This window comes from Ramlibacter tataouinensis, assembly GCF_001580455.1.
In the GTDB taxonomy this organism is placed as follows: Bacteria; Pseudomonadota; Gammaproteobacteria; order Burkholderiales; family Burkholderiaceae_C; genus Ramlibacter; species Ramlibacter tataouinensis_B.
This window is the reverse complement of sequence record NZ_CP010951.1, coordinates 4,336,991-4,351,351: the sequence shown is the minus strand read 5'-3', so window position 1 is coordinate 4,351,351 and position 14,361 is coordinate 4,336,991. Positions and strand designations below refer to the sequence as shown.

The window sequence follows — 14,361 nt, the reverse complement described above, 5'->3', positions numbered from 1 at the left end:
CGAAACACGGCATGCTCAGCGCCCGTTCCATCAAGACCTGGTCCTGGCTCCACAAGTGGAGCAGCCTGGTGTGCACCGTCTTCATGCTGCTGCTGTGCCTGACGGGCCTGCCGCTGATCTTCCACCATGAGATCGGGCACCTGACGGGCGCGGAAGTGGAGGCCCCGCCCATGCCGGCGGGCACGCCCCAGGTCAGGCTGGACAAGGTGCTGGAGGTGGCGCGGGCGCAGCACCCGGACCGGGTCGTGCAGTTCTCATCGCCCGACGAGGAGAGCGACGACCTCTGGTTCGTGACGATGACCCCCACGCCCGATCCCACCGACGACTTCCGTTCGGTGGTCGTCGATGCGCGCACCGGCGCCGTGCTGGCCCAGCCCCGGTTCAACGAGGGCTTCATGTGGGTGATGCTCAAACTGCACGTGGACCTGTTCGCCGGTCTGGCCGGCAAGCTGTTCCTGGGGCTGATGGGCCTGCTGCTGCTGGTGGCCATCGTTTCCGGCGTCGTGCTGTATGCGCCCTTCATGCGCAAGCTGGAGTTCGGGGCGGTGCGGCGCGACCGCTCGCCACGCGTCAAATGGCTGGACCTGCACAACCTGCTGGGCATCGTGACGCTCACCTGGGTCTTCGTGGTCGGCGCCACCGGCATGATCAACACTTGGGCCGACCTGCTGATCAAGTACTGGCAGCACGACCAGCTGACCCACCTGCTCGAGCCCTACAAGGGCCTGTCCATTGTTCCGGTCGACGAGCGCGCCTCGGTGCAGAAGTCCTTCGACGCCGCCCGCGCCCGCCTGCCCGGGGCGCGGCTCGCCTTCGCAGCCTACCCAGGCACCGCTTTCTCCAGCCCGCACCACACGACCTTCTTCATGAAAGGCGGCACCCCGCTGACCTCGCGCCTGGTCCAGCCCGTGCTGGTGGATGCGCGTACGGCGGAAGTGACCGCAGCGCCGGCGGCGCCCTGGTACCTGACGGCACTGCTGCTGTCGCAGCCCTTGCATTTCGGCGACTACGCCGGCCTGCCGATGAAGATTCTTTGGACATTGCTGGACCTGGCCACCATCGTGGTGCTGGGCAGTGGCCTGTACCTGTGGTTCAAGCGCAAGGCGCCACAGCCGCTGACGCAGGAAGCGGACGTGACGCTGGCGGAGGCCGCCCAATGAGTCCGGCGTTCCGGCGCATCTGGGGCTGGCCCATCGTCCTCGGCGTTCTGACGGCGAGCGGGCTGGTCACGGCCCTGGTGTCCGACGGCGGCCCGGGCGACATCTGGTCCTGGGTCGGACTGGGTGTCCCCGTGGCCGTCATGGCCTGGCACTGGGCAAGGCCGCGACGCCGCGACTGATCACCCCCACCCGAGCGCCGACGCCACCCGGTAGGTGACGAACGACGCGGTGTAGGCCAGCGCAAACAGGTACCCGGCCATCACGAGCGGCCAGCGCCAGCCGCCGGTCTCCCGCTTGACCGTGGCCAGCGTGGCCAGGCATTGCGGCGCGAACACGTACCAGGCCAGCAGCGACAGCGCTGTCGCCAGGCTCCAGCTCTGGGCGATCAGCGGCATCAGCGCCTTCGCGGTGTCGTCACCGCTGGCCGACAGCGCATAGACCGTGCCCAGCGCGCTCACTGCGACTTCACGTGCCGCCATGCCGGGCACCAGCGCGATGCTGATCTGCCAGTTGAAGCCGATCGGCTCCAGCAGAACGGCCAGCCCCTTGCCCAGCATCCCGGCCAGGCTGTACTCGATCGCCGGCTGGGTCGCTCCCACGGGCGGCGCCGGGACACTGGCCAGGAACCACAAGGCGATGGTCAGCACCAGGATGATGCCGCCCACGCGATTGAGGAAGATGAGTGCGCGCTGCCACAGGCCCAGGCCCACGTTGCGCGCGCGCGGCCAATGGTAGGTGGGCAGTTCCATCATCAAGGGCCGCACCTGGCCGTGACTGGTAAAGCGCTTGAGCACCCAGGCCACAGCCAGTGATCCGATGATGCCGGCCAGATACAGCGCGAACAGCACCAGCCCTTGCAACTCGAAGCCGGGCCCAACCTCGCGGCGGGGAATGAAGGCGCCGATCAGCAGCGCATATACCGGCAGCCGCGCCGAGCAGGTCATCATCGGCGCGATCATGATGGTCACCAGCCGGTCACGCGGATTGGCGATGGTGCGGGTGGCCATGATGCCGGGAATGGCGCAGGCAAAGCTGGAAAGCAGCGGGATGAAGGACCGGCCGGAGAGGCCGACGCCGCCCATGATGCGATCCAGCAGGAAGGCCGCGCGCGGCAGGTAGCCCGACTCCTCCAGCACCAGGATGAAGAAGAACAGGATCAGGATCTGCGGCAGGAACACCACGACGCCGCCCACGCCGGCGATCAGGCCGTCCACGACGAAGCTTTTCAGATAGCCATCCGGCATCCACCCGCCCACGGTGGCGGCCAGCCACGCGGTACCGGCTTCGATCCAGGCCATGGGGGCCTCTGCCCAGGCAAACACCGCCTGGAACATCAGGAACAGCAGAAGCGCCAGCAGGAGCGGTCCCGCCACCGGGTGCAGCACCACCCGGTCGATCCGGTCGCTGGTCAGGTGCGGCGCGAGTTCGTCCAGGCCCAGGCGCTGCAGCATGGCCCGCACGGTCATGTGATCGGGGACGTCGGCGGCGGGCGGAGACGTCGGCGCCGGCGCGTCCGGGCGCTGCCAGGACTGGGGCCGCTCGAGCAGATCGCGCAATGCGGCGTCGCCATCGCCCTGCACCGCCACCGTGGTCACCACCGGCACGCCCAGTTCGCGCGCCAGTGCCTGCGCGTCGATACGGATGCCCCGGCTCGTGGCCAGGTCCGCCATGTTCAAGGCCACCACGCAGGGCAGGCCCATTCGCTTCACACCCAGCACCAGGCGCAGGCCGCGCCGCAGGTTGGTGGCATCCACCACGCAGACCACCAGGTCCGGGCGCTTCTCCCCTTGCGCTTGTCCCAGCAGGACTTCGCAGGTGATCCGCTCGTCGGGCGAGCGCGGATGCAGGCTGTAGGTGCCCGGCAGGTCCAGCACCCGCACGGTCTTGCCGGATGCCAGGGCCAGCCGGCCTTCCTTGCGCTCGATCGTGACCCCGGCGTAGTTGGCCACCTTCTGGTTGCTGCCCGTCAGCCGGTTGAACAACGCCGTCTTGCCGGCGTTGGGATTGCCGACCAAGGCGGCCAGCCGGCCGGCCGGGTGCACATGGACGACGGCTTCGTTCATGCGGGCAGCGGCTCGATCTGGATGCAGCAGGCTTCTGCGCCGCGCAGGGCAAAGGTGGACTGGCCGATGCGCACCACCAGCGGATCGCCGCCCGGGAAACCGCGCGTCATCACCATCACCGGCTCGCCCGGAAAGAAGCCGATTTCCTCGAGCTGACGAGCCTGCTCAGTCCGTTCGCTTTCGACCTGGCGAACCAGGTAGGACCGGCCCGGCAGGGCTTGGTCCAGGCGCTGCGCATCGGCGGGCGAGCTCGTGCTTGTCATGGAGAAAGTGGCTTGGGATGAGAATTATTCGCATTTTAGGCCAAGCTTTTGCCCTGCTTGCCGACTGGAGCATTCCCTTGATCCCGCTCAACTCTAGAATCATTGACATTGCGAATGCGAGCGATTCCTATTTATAATGGCCTCGCACCTTGTTTTAACCGCTAGCCGATTCTCATCATGATCATCTGTGTCTGCCGCCGCGTCTCTGACCGCGATATCGCCAAGCATGTGCGCGCGGGCATGGACTTCGATGACATCCAGTTCGAACTGGGCGTAGCCACCCAGTGCGGCCAGTGCGAAAGCTGCGCGCGCGACGTGGTGGCGCAGTGCAGCGCCACCCACCCGGTCGCCGGGATCCGGCTCACTCCCGAAGTGCCGAAGGGTGCCGCATGGACATCGTCGGCGGCCTCCTGATCAGTCTGCTGCTCGTGCTCGTGTCCGCATGCTGGGTCCTGCGCCGATGATTCCCGGCTCGTCCGCCAGCATGGGATTCTCAGGCGCCATCGCCCAGCCCCCCGCTCCGTCCATCCGCCTCAGCCGCAACGCCCTGATCGCCGTCGGCGTGCTGCTGTTCCACGTCGCCGCCATCTGGGCGTTCCACTCCGGCCTGCTGCGTCGCATGGTCGAAGTGGTGATGCCGGTCGAGGTCTTCGCCGAGATGATCACGCCGCCGGCTCCGAAGACCGAACCGCCGCCACCCCTGCCCCAGCCGAAAGTCACGCCGGAGAAGCAGCCGGTGGCCAAGCGGACCCCGGCGCCGCAAGCCGCGCCGCAGCCGCTGGCGATCACCGACCCGACGCCCGCGCCCAACGCACCGACCGGCACGCTCATGTCGCAGCCGCCAGCCCCGTCCTTGAGCTCGGCGCCCGCCGCGCCGGCGGCACCGGCCGTGCAACTGCCCTCGACCGAGGCCGACTACCTGCAAAACCCTAAGGCGACCTATCCCCCCATGAGCCGCCGCATGGGTGAACAGGGGATGGTGCTGGTGCGGGTGCTGGTCGGCGCCGATGGCCAGCCGCAGAAAGCGGAGCTCAAGCGCACCAGCGGCTACGAGCGCCTCGACAAGTCCGCGCTCGAATACGTCATGAAATGCCGCTACGTGCCTGGGAAAGTGGGCGGCGTCGCGCAGGCCATGTGGTACGACGCGCCGGTCAACTACGTACTCGACTAAGCAACAAGAAAACTGGAGTCACTGCTTCTCATGGAAACCCAATTCGGCCTCCTTCACGTGTGGAACCAGGGCGACCTGGTCACCAAGGGCGTTGCCGGGCTGCTGCTCGCGATGTCGCTCGCCTCCTGGATGGTGATCATCATCAAGGCGCTTGACCTCGGCCGCCATGGCGCGCAGGCGCGCCGGATCGAGAGCTTTTGGCATGCGAGCGACTTCGCCGATGGCCTGAGCAAGCTGGGCACGGACCCGGCCAACCCCTTCCGCTCCCTGGCGCTGGAGGGCCGCGAGGCCGCCGCCCACCACAACGCGCAGCCGCAGCTGCACGATTCGCTGGGCGCGAGCGAGTGGCTCACGCGGGCGCTGCGCAACTCCATCGACGAGTCGACGGCGCGGCTGCAGTCCGGCCTGGCCGTGCTGGCCTCGGTCGGCTCGACCGCGCCTTTCATCGGCCTGTTCGGCACCGTGTGGGGCATCTATCACGCGCTGCTATCCATCAGCACCGCCGGCCAGGCCACCATCGACAAGGTGGCCGGCCCCATCGGCGAGGCGCTGATCATGACGGCGCTGGGCCTGGCCGTGGCCATCCCCGCCGTGCTGGGCTACAACGCGCTGGTGCGGGGCAACAAGGGCGTGCTGTCCAAGCTGAACCGCTTCGCCCATGACCTGCATTCCCACTTCATCGCCGGCGCGCGCGTCACGTCGAATGCCGCATCCAAGGTCGTGCCCATTGTGAAAGGCGCCTGACCATGGCCTTCGGCACCCAGGACGACACTGACGATGTGATGAACGAGATCAACATGACGCCGCTGGTCGACGTCATGCTGGTGCTCCTGATCATCTTCATCATCACGGTTCCGGTGATGAAGCACGCGGTCAACATCGACCTGCCGCGGGCGAGCAGTTCCCCGCAGGACACCAAGCCGCAGACCATTCACCTGTCGGTGGACGCACAGGGCCAGTACTTCTGGAACGAGCAGCCGGTGGCCGAGCAGGACCTGGACAAGCGCTTCCAGGCCGAATCCGCGCGCGAGCAGCAACCGGAGTTGCACATTCGCGGGCACCGCGACGCCCGCTACGAGCGGGTCGCGCAGGCCATGGCCGCGGCCCAGCGCGCAGGCCTGCGCAAGATCGGCTTTGTCATGGAGCCCAAACCGGCATGAGCAGCGACTACGACACCGTCACCGTGCTCCCGGCCGATCCTCCCGGCCGCGATGCGGGCGGCAGCCCGGCGGCCCGGGGCATCCGGCCCGCCCCCGTCATCCCGAGCGAGGAATTGCTGCGCGGGCGCCGCCTGGTGGAGATCAGCCACAACGGCGAGGTCTACCGCTTGCAGGCGACGCGCCTGGGCAAGCTGATCCTCACGAAATAAGCGCCCGTCAGAGACCGATCGCCGAGATGCCGGCGCGGGCGATCTGGGCGTCTTCCGCGGACTTGACGCCGCTGACCCCGACGGCACCGAGGCACTGGCCGTCCTTCATGATCGGAACGCCGCCTTCCAGCAGGCCCTTCAGGTCGGGGGCGCTCAGGAAGGAAACGCGGCCGCCGTTGATCATTTCCTCGTAGATCCTGCTTTCACGGCGCCCGAGCGCGGCGGTATTGGCCTTGGCCGGGGCGATATGGGCCGAAATCGGCGGCGCGCCGTCCAGGCGCTGCAGCCAGAGCAGGTGGCCGCCGTCGTCCACGACGGCGATCGACACCGCCCAGTTGTTCTTGAGGGCTTCGGCTTCCGCCGCCGCGGCGATGGCCTTGAGGTCGGCCAATTCGAGCACATGCTTGGTTTTCATGGGCGCCAAGGATAGTGGCTGGGGCCGGGGCTGGAAATTGCGGATATCGCTACCCCCGCCTTGAACCAACCTAGAATGGGCGCATCTAAAGCCCAACGGCAAAGGAGAGATAGGACATGAGCGACCGCATCCAGACCCTGGACTACGGCTATGCCCCGTCAGTCGAACAGCGCAACAAGGTCTTGCGCAATACCTACTGGCTGCTCGCACTGAGCCTGGTGCCGACAGTGATTGGCGCCTGGCTGGGCGTGGCCACCGGCATCACCCGCGCCCTCACCCCGGGCATCGGGCTGATCGTCTTCCTGGTCGGCGCCTTCGGCTTCATGTTCGCCATCGAGAAGACCAAGAACTCCTCGGCCGGCGTGGCGGTGCTGCTGGGCTTCACCTTCTTCATGGGCCTGATGCTGTCGCGGCTGATCGCCGTCGTGCTGGGCTTCAAGAACGGCCCCAGCCTGGTGATGACTGCCTTCGGCGGAACGGCGGGCGTGTTTTTCGTGATGGCGACGCTGGCCAGCGTGATCAAGCGCGACCTATCCGGCATGGGCAAGTTCCTGCTGGTCGGCGCCCTGGCGCTGATGATCGGCAGCATCATCAACGTGTTCGTCGGCTCGACCACGGGCATGCTGGTGATCAGCGTGATGGCCATCGGCATCTTCAGCGCCTACATGCTGTACGACCTGAAGCAGATCGTGGACGGCGGCGAAACCAACTACATCACCGCCACGCTGGCGCTTTACCTCGACGTCTTCAACGTGTTCCAGAGCCTGCTGGCGCTGCTGGGCATCATGGGCGGCGAGCGCGAATAAGCGCAGCCCGCCGACTGCGAAAGGGCCGCCTCAGCGGCCCTTTTTCATTGCACCACCTGCCGGAGCCAGCGCAGCGCGTCAGGTCGCTAGGCGCGATCGAACACGGCGATGGACTCGACGTGCGCCGTGTGCGGGAACATGTTCACCACGCCCGCGGCGCTGCAGCGGTAGCCGGCCTGGTGCACCAGCAGGCCGGCATCCCGGGCCAGCGTGGCCGGGTTGCAGCTGACGTAGACGATGCGGCCGGGAGGCGTCCACTCTCCTGACGGGACGGGCTGGTTGTGCAGGTCCGCCAGCGCCTTGGCCAGCGCGAAGGCGCCCTCGCGCGGCGGGTCCACCAGCCAGCGCTGCGCCTGGCCGTCGGCCACCAGTTGCTGCGCGCTCATCTCGAACAGGTTGCGCGCGGCAAACTGCACATGGGCCAGCGGCTGCGTGCGCCCTGCCCGGTTGCGGGTGTAGTTGTCCTTCGCGCGCGCCACCAGCGCCTCGCTGCCTTCGATGCCCAGCACCTCGCCGGCCTGGGTCGCGAGCGGCAGCGTGAAGTTGCCGAGGCCGCAGAACCAGTCGATCACGCGCTCGCCGGCCTGCGCGTCCAGCAGCCGCAGGGCGCGCGACACCAGCACCCGATTGATGTGCGGGTTGACCTGGGTGAAGTCGGTCGGCCTGAACGGCATGCGGACGCCGAACTCGGGCAAGTCATAGAAAAGCTCTGGGCCGCCTTCGTCCAGCAGTCGGATCGAATCGGGGCCCTTGGGCTGCAGCCACCATTGCACACCGGCATGCTCGCGCGCGAACGCCCGCAGCTTGCCGAGGTCACCGTCACTGAGCGGCTCGAGGTGCCGCAGCACCAGTGCCATCACTTCGTCGCCGCACGCCAGCTCGATCTGCGGGCAGGTCTCGATCGCGTCCATGGAACCCAGCAGCTCGCGCAGCGGCAGCAGCAGCGCACTGACGCCCGGCGGCACCACGTGGCACTCGCGCATGTCGGCCACGTAGCGGCTCTTGCGCTCATGGAATCCGACCAGCACCACGCCCTTCTTGCGCACGTGGCGCACCGAGAAGCGCGCGCGCCAGCGGTAGCCCCAGGCGGGTCCTTCGATCGGCCGCAGCACCATCTCGGGCTTCACCTTGCCCAGGTGCCAGAGGTTGTCCTCCAGCACCCGCTGCTTCATCGCCACCTGGGCGGCTGGATGCAGGTGCTGCATCTTGCAGCCGCCGCAAGCGCCCTCGTGCAGGCCGAAGTGCGGGCAGCGCGGCTCGCTGCGCTGGGACGATTCGCGGTGGACCTCGGTCAGCTGGCCCTGCTCCCAGTTGTTCTTCTTCTTGTGCACATGGGCCGAGACCAGCTCGAAGGGCAGCGCGCCTTCGATGAACACCACCTTGCCGTCGGGCCGCCGGGCCACGCCGCGCGCCTCCAGATCGAGCGCATCCACCGCCAGCCAGCCTTCGGGCAGCGCCTCTTTCGCAATTCCTTCCGTCATGCCCCCGATTGTCTCAGCCCGGCCGCCACCCCAGCCGGGCGGGACGCGCTACTTCCAGGCGGCCAGGTACTCCTGCCAATGGGCCTCGGCCGGCGCCTGCGCCGACAGCGTGCTCTTGACGAACGCGATCTCCTGCTCGTATTCGGTTTCGGTGAAGCCGCCGCGCATGCGCTGGAAGCGGCAGTACAGCAGGTAGGTGTTCATCACGTCGGTCTCGCAATAGCGGCGGATGTCCTCGGTCTTGCCTTCCAGGTAGGCGGCATAGACCTGCGAGCCGTCCATCCCGAGCTTGCCGGGGAAGCCGCACAGCTTGGCCATGGCATCCAGCGGGGCGTTGTTCTTGGGCTGATAGAGCGCCAGCAGGTCCATCAGGTCCAGGTGGCGCATGTGGTAGCGCCCGATGTAATTGTTGAACTTGAACTCGCGGTCGTCCTCGCCCATGTCCCAGTACTTGTTGGCGACGACGCCGTGGCGCAGGCCGCGGTAGTGCAGCACCGGCAGGTCGAAGCCGCCGCCGTTCCAGCTCACGAGCTGCGGCGCGTGCTTTTCCAGGGCGTTGAAGAAGGACTGGACGACCTTGCCTTCACTGGCGTTGTCGCGGTCGACGAAGGAGTGCACGCGCAGGCCTTCGGCGTTGCGGAACACGCAGCTGATCACCAGGATGCGCTGCAGGTGCAGCGGCATGAAATCGGACTTGCCATCACCGGCGCGCTCCTCGCGCCAGGCCTTGTAGACGTCCTCGTCGGTGAAGTGCTCAGGGTCGACGCGCAACTGGCGCAAGCCCGCGATGTCGGGAATGGATTCGATGTCGAAGACGAGCACGGGCCAAGCCATGGCCCGACTGTAGCAGCTGCTGGAAGAGCAGCTAGAAGAGCGCTTCCTTGTTGATGCCGCTGCGGGTCATGTGCCGGCGCAGTTTGAGCAGTGCCTCGTTCTGGATCTGCCGCACCCGCTCGCGGGTGAGCCCGAGCCGGTCGCTCAGCACCTCCAGCGTCTCGGGCTCGCGGTCGTGGAGGCCGAAGCGGCCCTCGAGCACTTCCTTCTCGCGGTGCGACAGGGCTTCGATCCAGTTGTTCAGGAGCCGCTCTACCTCGCGGTTGTGCGTCACGCCGGTCGGGTCGGCCGCGAACTCGTCCGGCATCATGTCCGCCAGGGTGTGGTCGTCGTCGCCACGGTCGGCGGTGGCATCGAGCGAGCGGGGCGTTTCGGCCATGGCGAGCAACTCGGCCACCTGCTGGGCGTCGCGCCCGAGCAGGGCGGCCACGTCCTCGACCCGCACGCCCTCACCCTCCAGCCCCGAACGTGCGGAGGCGAAGGCCGGATCGTTTTCCAGCATGCGGCGGGCGCGAAGCACCTGCTGGAGCTCGCGCACCACATGCACCGGCAGACGAATGACCCGTCCCTGGTTCATCACCGCCCGCTCGACCGACTGCCGGATCCACCAGGTGGCGTAGGTGGAAAAGCGGAAACCGCGCTCGGGCTCGAACTTGTCGATGGCATGCATCAGGCCGAGGTTGCCCTCCTCGATCAGGTCCGACAGCGGCACGCCGCGCCCGAGGTAGCCCTTCGCAATGCTGACCACCAGCCGCAGGTTGTGCTCGATCATGGCCTGCCGGGCGCTGAAGTCCCCGCTGCGGGCACGGGTCGCGGTCTCGAACTCCTGCCGGGCGGTGAAGAGTTCGGTGCGGCGCACGTCGCGCAGGTACAGCGTCAGCGTGTCGCTCGATTCGCCGGCGAACTCCGCCGGGATCTCGCGGGGGTTGGGTTCCTCTTCAGTGTCTTGCGTCGTGCGGATCTCTTGCGGCACGCGCTCCGCACTCTCAGTCGCACCGGCAGCCGCAGGCTTGGCATGTCCGTTGCGCTTTCGCATGTGTCACCTCGCTGGCAGGTATCGCGACGGGTCGACCGGCTTGCCCAGGCGACGTATCTCGAAGTGCAGCTTCACCCGGTCCGTATCACTGCTTCCCATTTCCGCAATCTTCTGTCCTTTGCGCACGGTCTGGTCTTCCTTCACGAGCAAAGTCTGGTTATGGGCGTAAGCGGAGAGAAACGTGTTGTTGTGTTTGAGAATGATCAGGTTGCCGTAGCCGCGCAGGCTCGCGCCGGCGTAGATCACACGCCCGTCGGCAGACGCGAGCACGGGATCGCCGACCTTGCCGCCGATGTCCAGCCCCTTGTTGCGCTGCTCATCGAAGCCGTCGAGGACCATGCCGTTGCCCGTCGGCCAGCTCCACGCGATCTCGTCCTCTGCCGGCACGGCAGGCTGCGTGCCCACGGGAGGAAGCGCCGCGACGGCGGGGCCTGAAGGCGCGGAGGCCGAAGGTGCCGGCGCGGACGGGACCGCCGAACCGGAGGCGCCGGCGCGCGGCGGGACCACCGTGGCGGCGGGCGCGGTTGGTGCGGGCGCGGTCCGCGCGGCGGTCACTTCGGCCGCGGGCGGGGCCACGCGCAAGACCTGGCCCACCTCGATGACGTTGGGGTTCTCGAGATTGTTCCAGCGCGCGATGTCGCGCCAGTTCTGGCCGCTGTCCAAGGCGATGCGAATGAGCGTGTCGCCCTGGCGCACCGTGTAGTAGCCCGGTTTGCCGGCGTTGTCCGCGCCGGCCAGCGGCTTCGCGGGCTCGACCACCGCCGGCATGCCGGGTGCGCGCGCGCTGCGGTCCTCCACCGGCGCCGGTGAGCGGGTCTTGGATGCGCATCCGGCCAGCAACACCGCGACACACGCGCCTGCAACGACCGATCTCCACCCGCGCATCTCGAACATCTTGTTGTATCCCTTCAAGCGATGCCCGATTTTAGGGGGACAAAGTGAACAGCCTCAAGCACACTTTGTTGCAGTTCACGTTCGTTTTTCTTCTCGATCACCACCAACGCCTGCTGGCCGGCCGGCGTGGTGACGGGCGCCACGATGCGTCCGCCCACAGCCAGTTGCTGCGTCCATGCCGCGGGCACCGCTTCACCGCCGGCCGCCGCGATGATGCCCGCATACGGTGCACCCTTGGCGTAACCGGGCATGCCGTCGCCGAAGAGCAGATGCACGTTGGGCAGGCGGAAATGCCGCAGGTTCTGGCGCGCCTTGTCGTGCAAGCCGCGCAGGCGCTCGATGCTGTACACCTCCGACGCCACCAGGCTCAGGACCGCCGCCTGGTAGCCGCAGCCGGTGCCGATATCGAGCACGCGCCCGAGTTTGCCCGAGGGCTCGCGCCGGCCGGCCAGCAGAAGCTCGATCATGCGGGCGACCACGCTTGGCTTGGAGATCGTCTGGCCCAGGCCGATGGGCAGGCTGGTGTCTTCATAGGCCTGGTTCACCAGCGCCGAGTCGACGAAGCGGTGGCGCTCGATCGTGCCCATGGCCGACAGGACCTGCGCATCCGTGACGCCCTGGGCGCCGAGCTTGTGCACCATGCGCAGGCGCACCGCCTGCGAATCCAGGCCGACACCACCGGCCGGCCGGACGGCAGGCACCGCGCCTGCGCGCGGCGCAGGCGGCTTCGCCGCGGGGCCTTGCCGGGTCGTGTCCAGGCGGGCAGGAAACGCCGGCCGCCGGGTCATGCGCCGGCCGCCTCGCGGGCACCCGGCACCGAACGGCCCCAGGCGCGCAGCGCCTCGTGGTCGGTCAGGTCAACCTTCAACGGCGTGATCGACACATGGCCCTGCGCGGTCGCGTGGAAATCCGTGCCTTCGGCGCCGTCCTTGGCCGGCCCGGCGCCCCCGATCCAGTACATGGTCTCGCCGTGCGGGCTGGTCTGCGAGATGACCTTCTCGGCGGCATGGCGCCGGCCGAGCCGGCAGACCTGGAACGGCTTGAGTTCCTCGTAGGCCAGGTTGGGAATGTTCACATTGAGCAGCCAGGGCGAGCTTTCGGGCGCCCCGGCGCCCACCAGGTGCTGCACCAGTTCGCGCGCCTTGCGTGCCGCGGACTCGATGTGCGCCCACCCCTTTTGCGTCTGCGAGAAGGCGATCGCCGGGATGCCGAATAGATAGCCCTCCATCGCGGCGCCCACGGTGCCGGAGTAGATGGTGTCGTCGCCCATGTTGGCGCCGTTGTTGATGCCGCTCACGACCAGGTCCGGCCGGTAGCCGAGCAGCCCGGTGAGCGCCACATGCACGCAGTCCGCGGGCGTGCCATTGACATAGCGAAAGCCGTTGTTCGCCTGCCGCACCGACAGCGGCGCATAGAGCGTGAGCGCGTTGGATTTGGCGCTGTTGTTGTGCTCAGGCGCCACGACCTCGACGTCGCCGAGGTCCTTGATCGCCTCGTACAAGGCGATGATGCCCGGCGCCTGGTAACCGTCGTCGTTGGAAAGCAGGATTTTCATGGCGAATGCAATCGATTGTAGGGCTGCGCCGACCGAGTCCCCCGATCCGTGAGCGGCTGCATCAGCACCGGTCACGGCAGAGACATTGCGCCGGCGCCCACGCGCCTATCATGGCGCCGAACACGTTTTGCGGAGACACCCCAGATGCATGCATGGCTTTGCGAGAACCCGACCGGCGTGGACGCCCTTCAATGGAAGGAGTTGCCCACCCCGCAGCCCAAGGCCGGCGAAGTGCTCATCGAGATCAAGGCGGCGAGCCTGAACTTCCCCGACCTGCTCATCGTCCAGAACAAGTACCAGATCAAGCCGCCGCTGCCCTTCGTGCCGGGCTCCGAGTACGCGGGCGTGGTGGCAGCGGTCGGCGAAGGCGTGACGCAACTGAAGCCGGGACAGAGTGTCGCCTGCCTGCTCGGTACCGGCGGCTTCGCCAGCCACGTCATCGCGCCGGCCGCGGCTTGCATGCCCTTGCCCGCCGGCTTCCCGCACGCGGACGCGGCGGCATTCATCATGACCTATGGGACCTCGCACCACGCGCTGGTCGATCGCGCGCAGCTCAAGGCCGGCGAGACGGTGCTGGTGCTTGGCGCCGCCGGCGGCGTCGGCACGGCGGCGATCCAGATCGCCAAGGCAGCGGGCGCGCGCGTGATCGCCGCGGCCTCCAGCGACGAGAAATGCGAGCTGTGCAAGTCGATCGGCGCTGACGCCACGATCAACTACAGCCGGGAAAACCTGCGCGACGCGATCAAGGCCGCCACCGACGGCAAGGGCCCCGACGTGGTCTACGACCCGGTGGGCGGCGACTTCGCGGAGCCCGTCTTCCGCTCCATCGCCTGGCGCGGGCGCTACCTCGTGATCGGCTTCACCGCGGGGCCGATCCCGGCCCTGCCGCTCAACCTGCCGCTGCTCAAGGGCGCTTCCATCGTGGGCGTGTTCTGGGGCGCCTTCGCCAAGCAGGAACCCAAGGCCAACGCGGCCATGCTGGCGGAACTCGCGCGCTGGTACGGCGAAGGCAAGATCAAGCCGGTGATCGACGCCACCCTGCCGATGGCCGAGCTGAAAGCCGCGTATGCGCGCATGGGTTCACGCGCTGTGAAGGGCAAACTGGTGATGGTGAACTGAGGCCCTGAGCGGCGGCCTCGTCCACCGTATAATGAGAGGCTCGACGGTGGCTGTAGCTCAGTTGGTAGAGTCCCAGATTGTGATTCTGGTCGTCGTGGGTTCGAGTCCCATCAGCCACCCCACCGAATGTCAGTGAATCAAGCCCTTGCGAGGGCTTGATTTCATTTCAGGGGCACTGCAGGGGCAATCGATAAG

18 protein-coding genes and 1 tRNA gene are annotated in these 14,361 nt (G+C 67.6%); 10 read left to right on the top strand and 9 right to left on the bottom strand.

All coding sequences use genetic code 11. The features are described 5' to 3' along the window. Positions 1–11: 11 nt before the first annotated feature. Complete coding sequence (locus UC35_RS20205; protein ID WP_061502892.1) at positions 12–1,160, top strand: PepSY-associated TM helix domain-containing protein; 1,149 nt, start codon at positions 12–14, stop codon at positions 1,158–1,160. Continuing rightward, complete coding sequence (locus UC35_RS20200) at positions 1,157–1,339, top strand: hypothetical protein (protein ID WP_061502891.1); 183 nt, start codon at positions 1,157–1,159, stop codon at positions 1,337–1,339. Before UC35_RS20205 ends, UC35_RS20200 begins: the two co-directional genes overlap by 4 nt. Here the strand turns inward: UC35_RS20200 and feoB are convergent, their stop codons facing one another. Both feoB and UC35_RS20190 read right to left on the bottom strand, forming a co-directional pair. Beyond that, positions 1,340–3,223, bottom strand: a complete 1,884-nt coding sequence (feoB, locus tag UC35_RS20195; RefSeq protein WP_061502889.1) for a ferrous iron transporter B — start codon at positions 3,221–3,223, stop codon at positions 1,340–1,342. It abuts the gene before it with no gap. After that, entirely contained in the window at positions 3,220–3,486 is a 267-nt protein-coding gene (locus UC35_RS20190) for a FeoA family protein (RefSeq protein ID WP_082793410.1), read from the bottom strand. Before UC35_RS20190 ends, feoB begins: the two co-directional genes overlap by 4 nt. A gap of 177 nt (positions 3,487–3,663) precedes the next feature. Here UC35_RS20190 and UC35_RS20185 point away from each other — a divergent pair, with 177 nt between their 5' ends. The 5 genes from UC35_RS20185 (at position 3,664) to hemP (ending at position 6,026) form a co-directional block, all read left to right on the top strand. Continuing rightward, positions 3,664–3,900 carry a bacterioferritin-associated ferredoxin gene (locus UC35_RS20185; protein WP_061502886.1) on the top strand — a complete coding sequence of 79 codons (237 nt, stop codon included), beginning with the start codon at positions 3,664–3,666 and terminating at the stop codon, positions 3,898–3,900. A gap of 70 nt (positions 3,901–3,970) precedes the next feature. Next, complete coding sequence (locus tag UC35_RS20180) at positions 3,971–4,657, top strand: energy transducer TonB (RefSeq protein ID WP_061503962.1); 687 nt, start codon at positions 3,971–3,973, stop codon at positions 4,655–4,657. A gap of 30 nt (positions 4,658–4,687) precedes the next feature. Next, on the top strand, positions 4,688–5,401 hold the full coding sequence (locus UC35_RS20175; protein ID WP_061502884.1) for a MotA/TolQ/ExbB proton channel family protein: 714 nt from the start codon (positions 4,688–4,690) through the stop codon (positions 5,399–5,401). A 2-nt stretch (positions 5,402–5,403) separates the two neighbouring features. Then, on the top strand, positions 5,404–5,817 hold the full coding sequence (locus UC35_RS20170) for an ExbD/TolR family protein (RefSeq protein WP_061502882.1): 414 nt from the start codon (positions 5,404–5,406) through the stop codon (positions 5,815–5,817). Then, entirely contained in the window at positions 5,814–6,026 is a 213-nt protein-coding gene (hemP, locus tag UC35_RS20165) for a hemin uptake protein HemP (RefSeq protein ID WP_061502880.1), read from the top strand. The genes UC35_RS20170 and hemP overlap by 4 nt, the downstream gene beginning before the upstream one ends. Before the next feature lie 7 nt (positions 6,027–6,033). Here hemP and UC35_RS20160 read toward each other — a convergent pair whose 3' ends face one another. Further along, positions 6,034–6,441 carry a GlcG/HbpS family heme-binding protein gene (locus UC35_RS20160; RefSeq protein WP_061502877.1) on the bottom strand — a complete coding sequence of 136 codons (408 nt, stop codon included), beginning with the start codon at positions 6,439–6,441 and terminating at the stop codon, positions 6,034–6,036. 116 nt (positions 6,442–6,557) lie between these two features. On the opposite strand from UC35_RS20160, the gene UC35_RS20155 reads away from it, so the two are divergent. Then, on the top strand, positions 6,558–7,247 hold the full coding sequence (locus UC35_RS20155; RefSeq protein ID WP_061502874.1) for a Bax inhibitor-1/YccA family protein: 690 nt from the start codon (positions 6,558–6,560) through the stop codon (positions 7,245–7,247). An 86-nt stretch (positions 7,248–7,333) separates the two neighbouring features. Here UC35_RS20155 and rlmD read toward each other — a convergent pair whose 3' ends face one another. Genes rlmD through surE form a run of 6 tightly spaced genes read right to left on the bottom strand, consistent with a single transcriptional unit; the run spans position 7,334 to position 13,047 of the window. Beyond that, positions 7,334–8,728 (bottom strand): 23S rRNA (uracil(1939)-C(5))-methyltransferase RlmD, encoded by a 1,395-nt coding sequence (rlmD, locus tag UC35_RS20150; RefSeq protein ID WP_061502872.1) that lies wholly within the window; start codon positions 8,726–8,728, stop codon positions 7,334–7,336. 48 nt (positions 8,729–8,776) lie between these two features. Continuing rightward, positions 8,777–9,562, bottom strand: a complete 786-nt coding sequence (locus tag UC35_RS20145; protein WP_061502870.1) for a 3'-5' exonuclease — start codon at positions 9,560–9,562, stop codon at positions 8,777–8,779. Positions 9,563–9,593: 31 nt separating this feature from the next. Continuing rightward, positions 9,594–10,598: a sigma-70 family RNA polymerase sigma factor gene (locus UC35_RS20140; protein WP_082793409.1), complete on the bottom strand. Its 1,005-nt coding sequence runs from the start codon at positions 10,596–10,598 to the stop codon at positions 9,594–9,596. A 3-nt stretch (positions 10,599–10,601) separates the two neighbouring features. Further along, on the bottom strand, positions 10,602–11,492 hold the full coding sequence (locus UC35_RS20135) for a peptidoglycan DD-metalloendopeptidase family protein (protein ID WP_061503960.1): 891 nt from the start codon (positions 11,490–11,492) through the stop codon (positions 10,602–10,604). A gap of 14 nt (positions 11,493–11,506) precedes the next feature. Further along, positions 11,507–12,280: a protein-L-isoaspartate(D-aspartate) O-methyltransferase gene (locus tag UC35_RS20130; RefSeq protein ID WP_061502868.1), complete on the bottom strand. Its 774-nt coding sequence runs from the start codon at positions 12,278–12,280 to the stop codon at positions 11,507–11,509. Continuing rightward, positions 12,277–13,047 (bottom strand): 5'/3'-nucleotidase SurE, encoded by a 771-nt coding sequence (surE, locus tag UC35_RS20125; protein ID WP_061502866.1) that lies wholly within the window; start codon positions 13,045–13,047, stop codon positions 12,277–12,279. Before surE ends, UC35_RS20130 begins: the two co-directional genes overlap by 4 nt. A gap of 144 nt (positions 13,048–13,191) precedes the next feature. Between surE and UC35_RS20120 the strand changes: the two genes are divergently transcribed. Continuing rightward, the gene (locus tag UC35_RS20120; RefSeq protein WP_061502864.1) at positions 13,192–14,166 is read left to right on the top strand and encodes an NADPH:quinone oxidoreductase family protein; all 975 of its coding nucleotides are present in this window, start codon (positions 13,192–13,194) and stop codon (positions 14,164–14,166) included. Positions 14,167–14,212: 46 nt separating this feature from the next. Beyond that, positions 14,213–14,288, top strand: a tRNA-His gene (locus UC35_RS20115). The last annotated feature ends 73 nt before the right edge of the window (positions 14,289–14,361 follow it).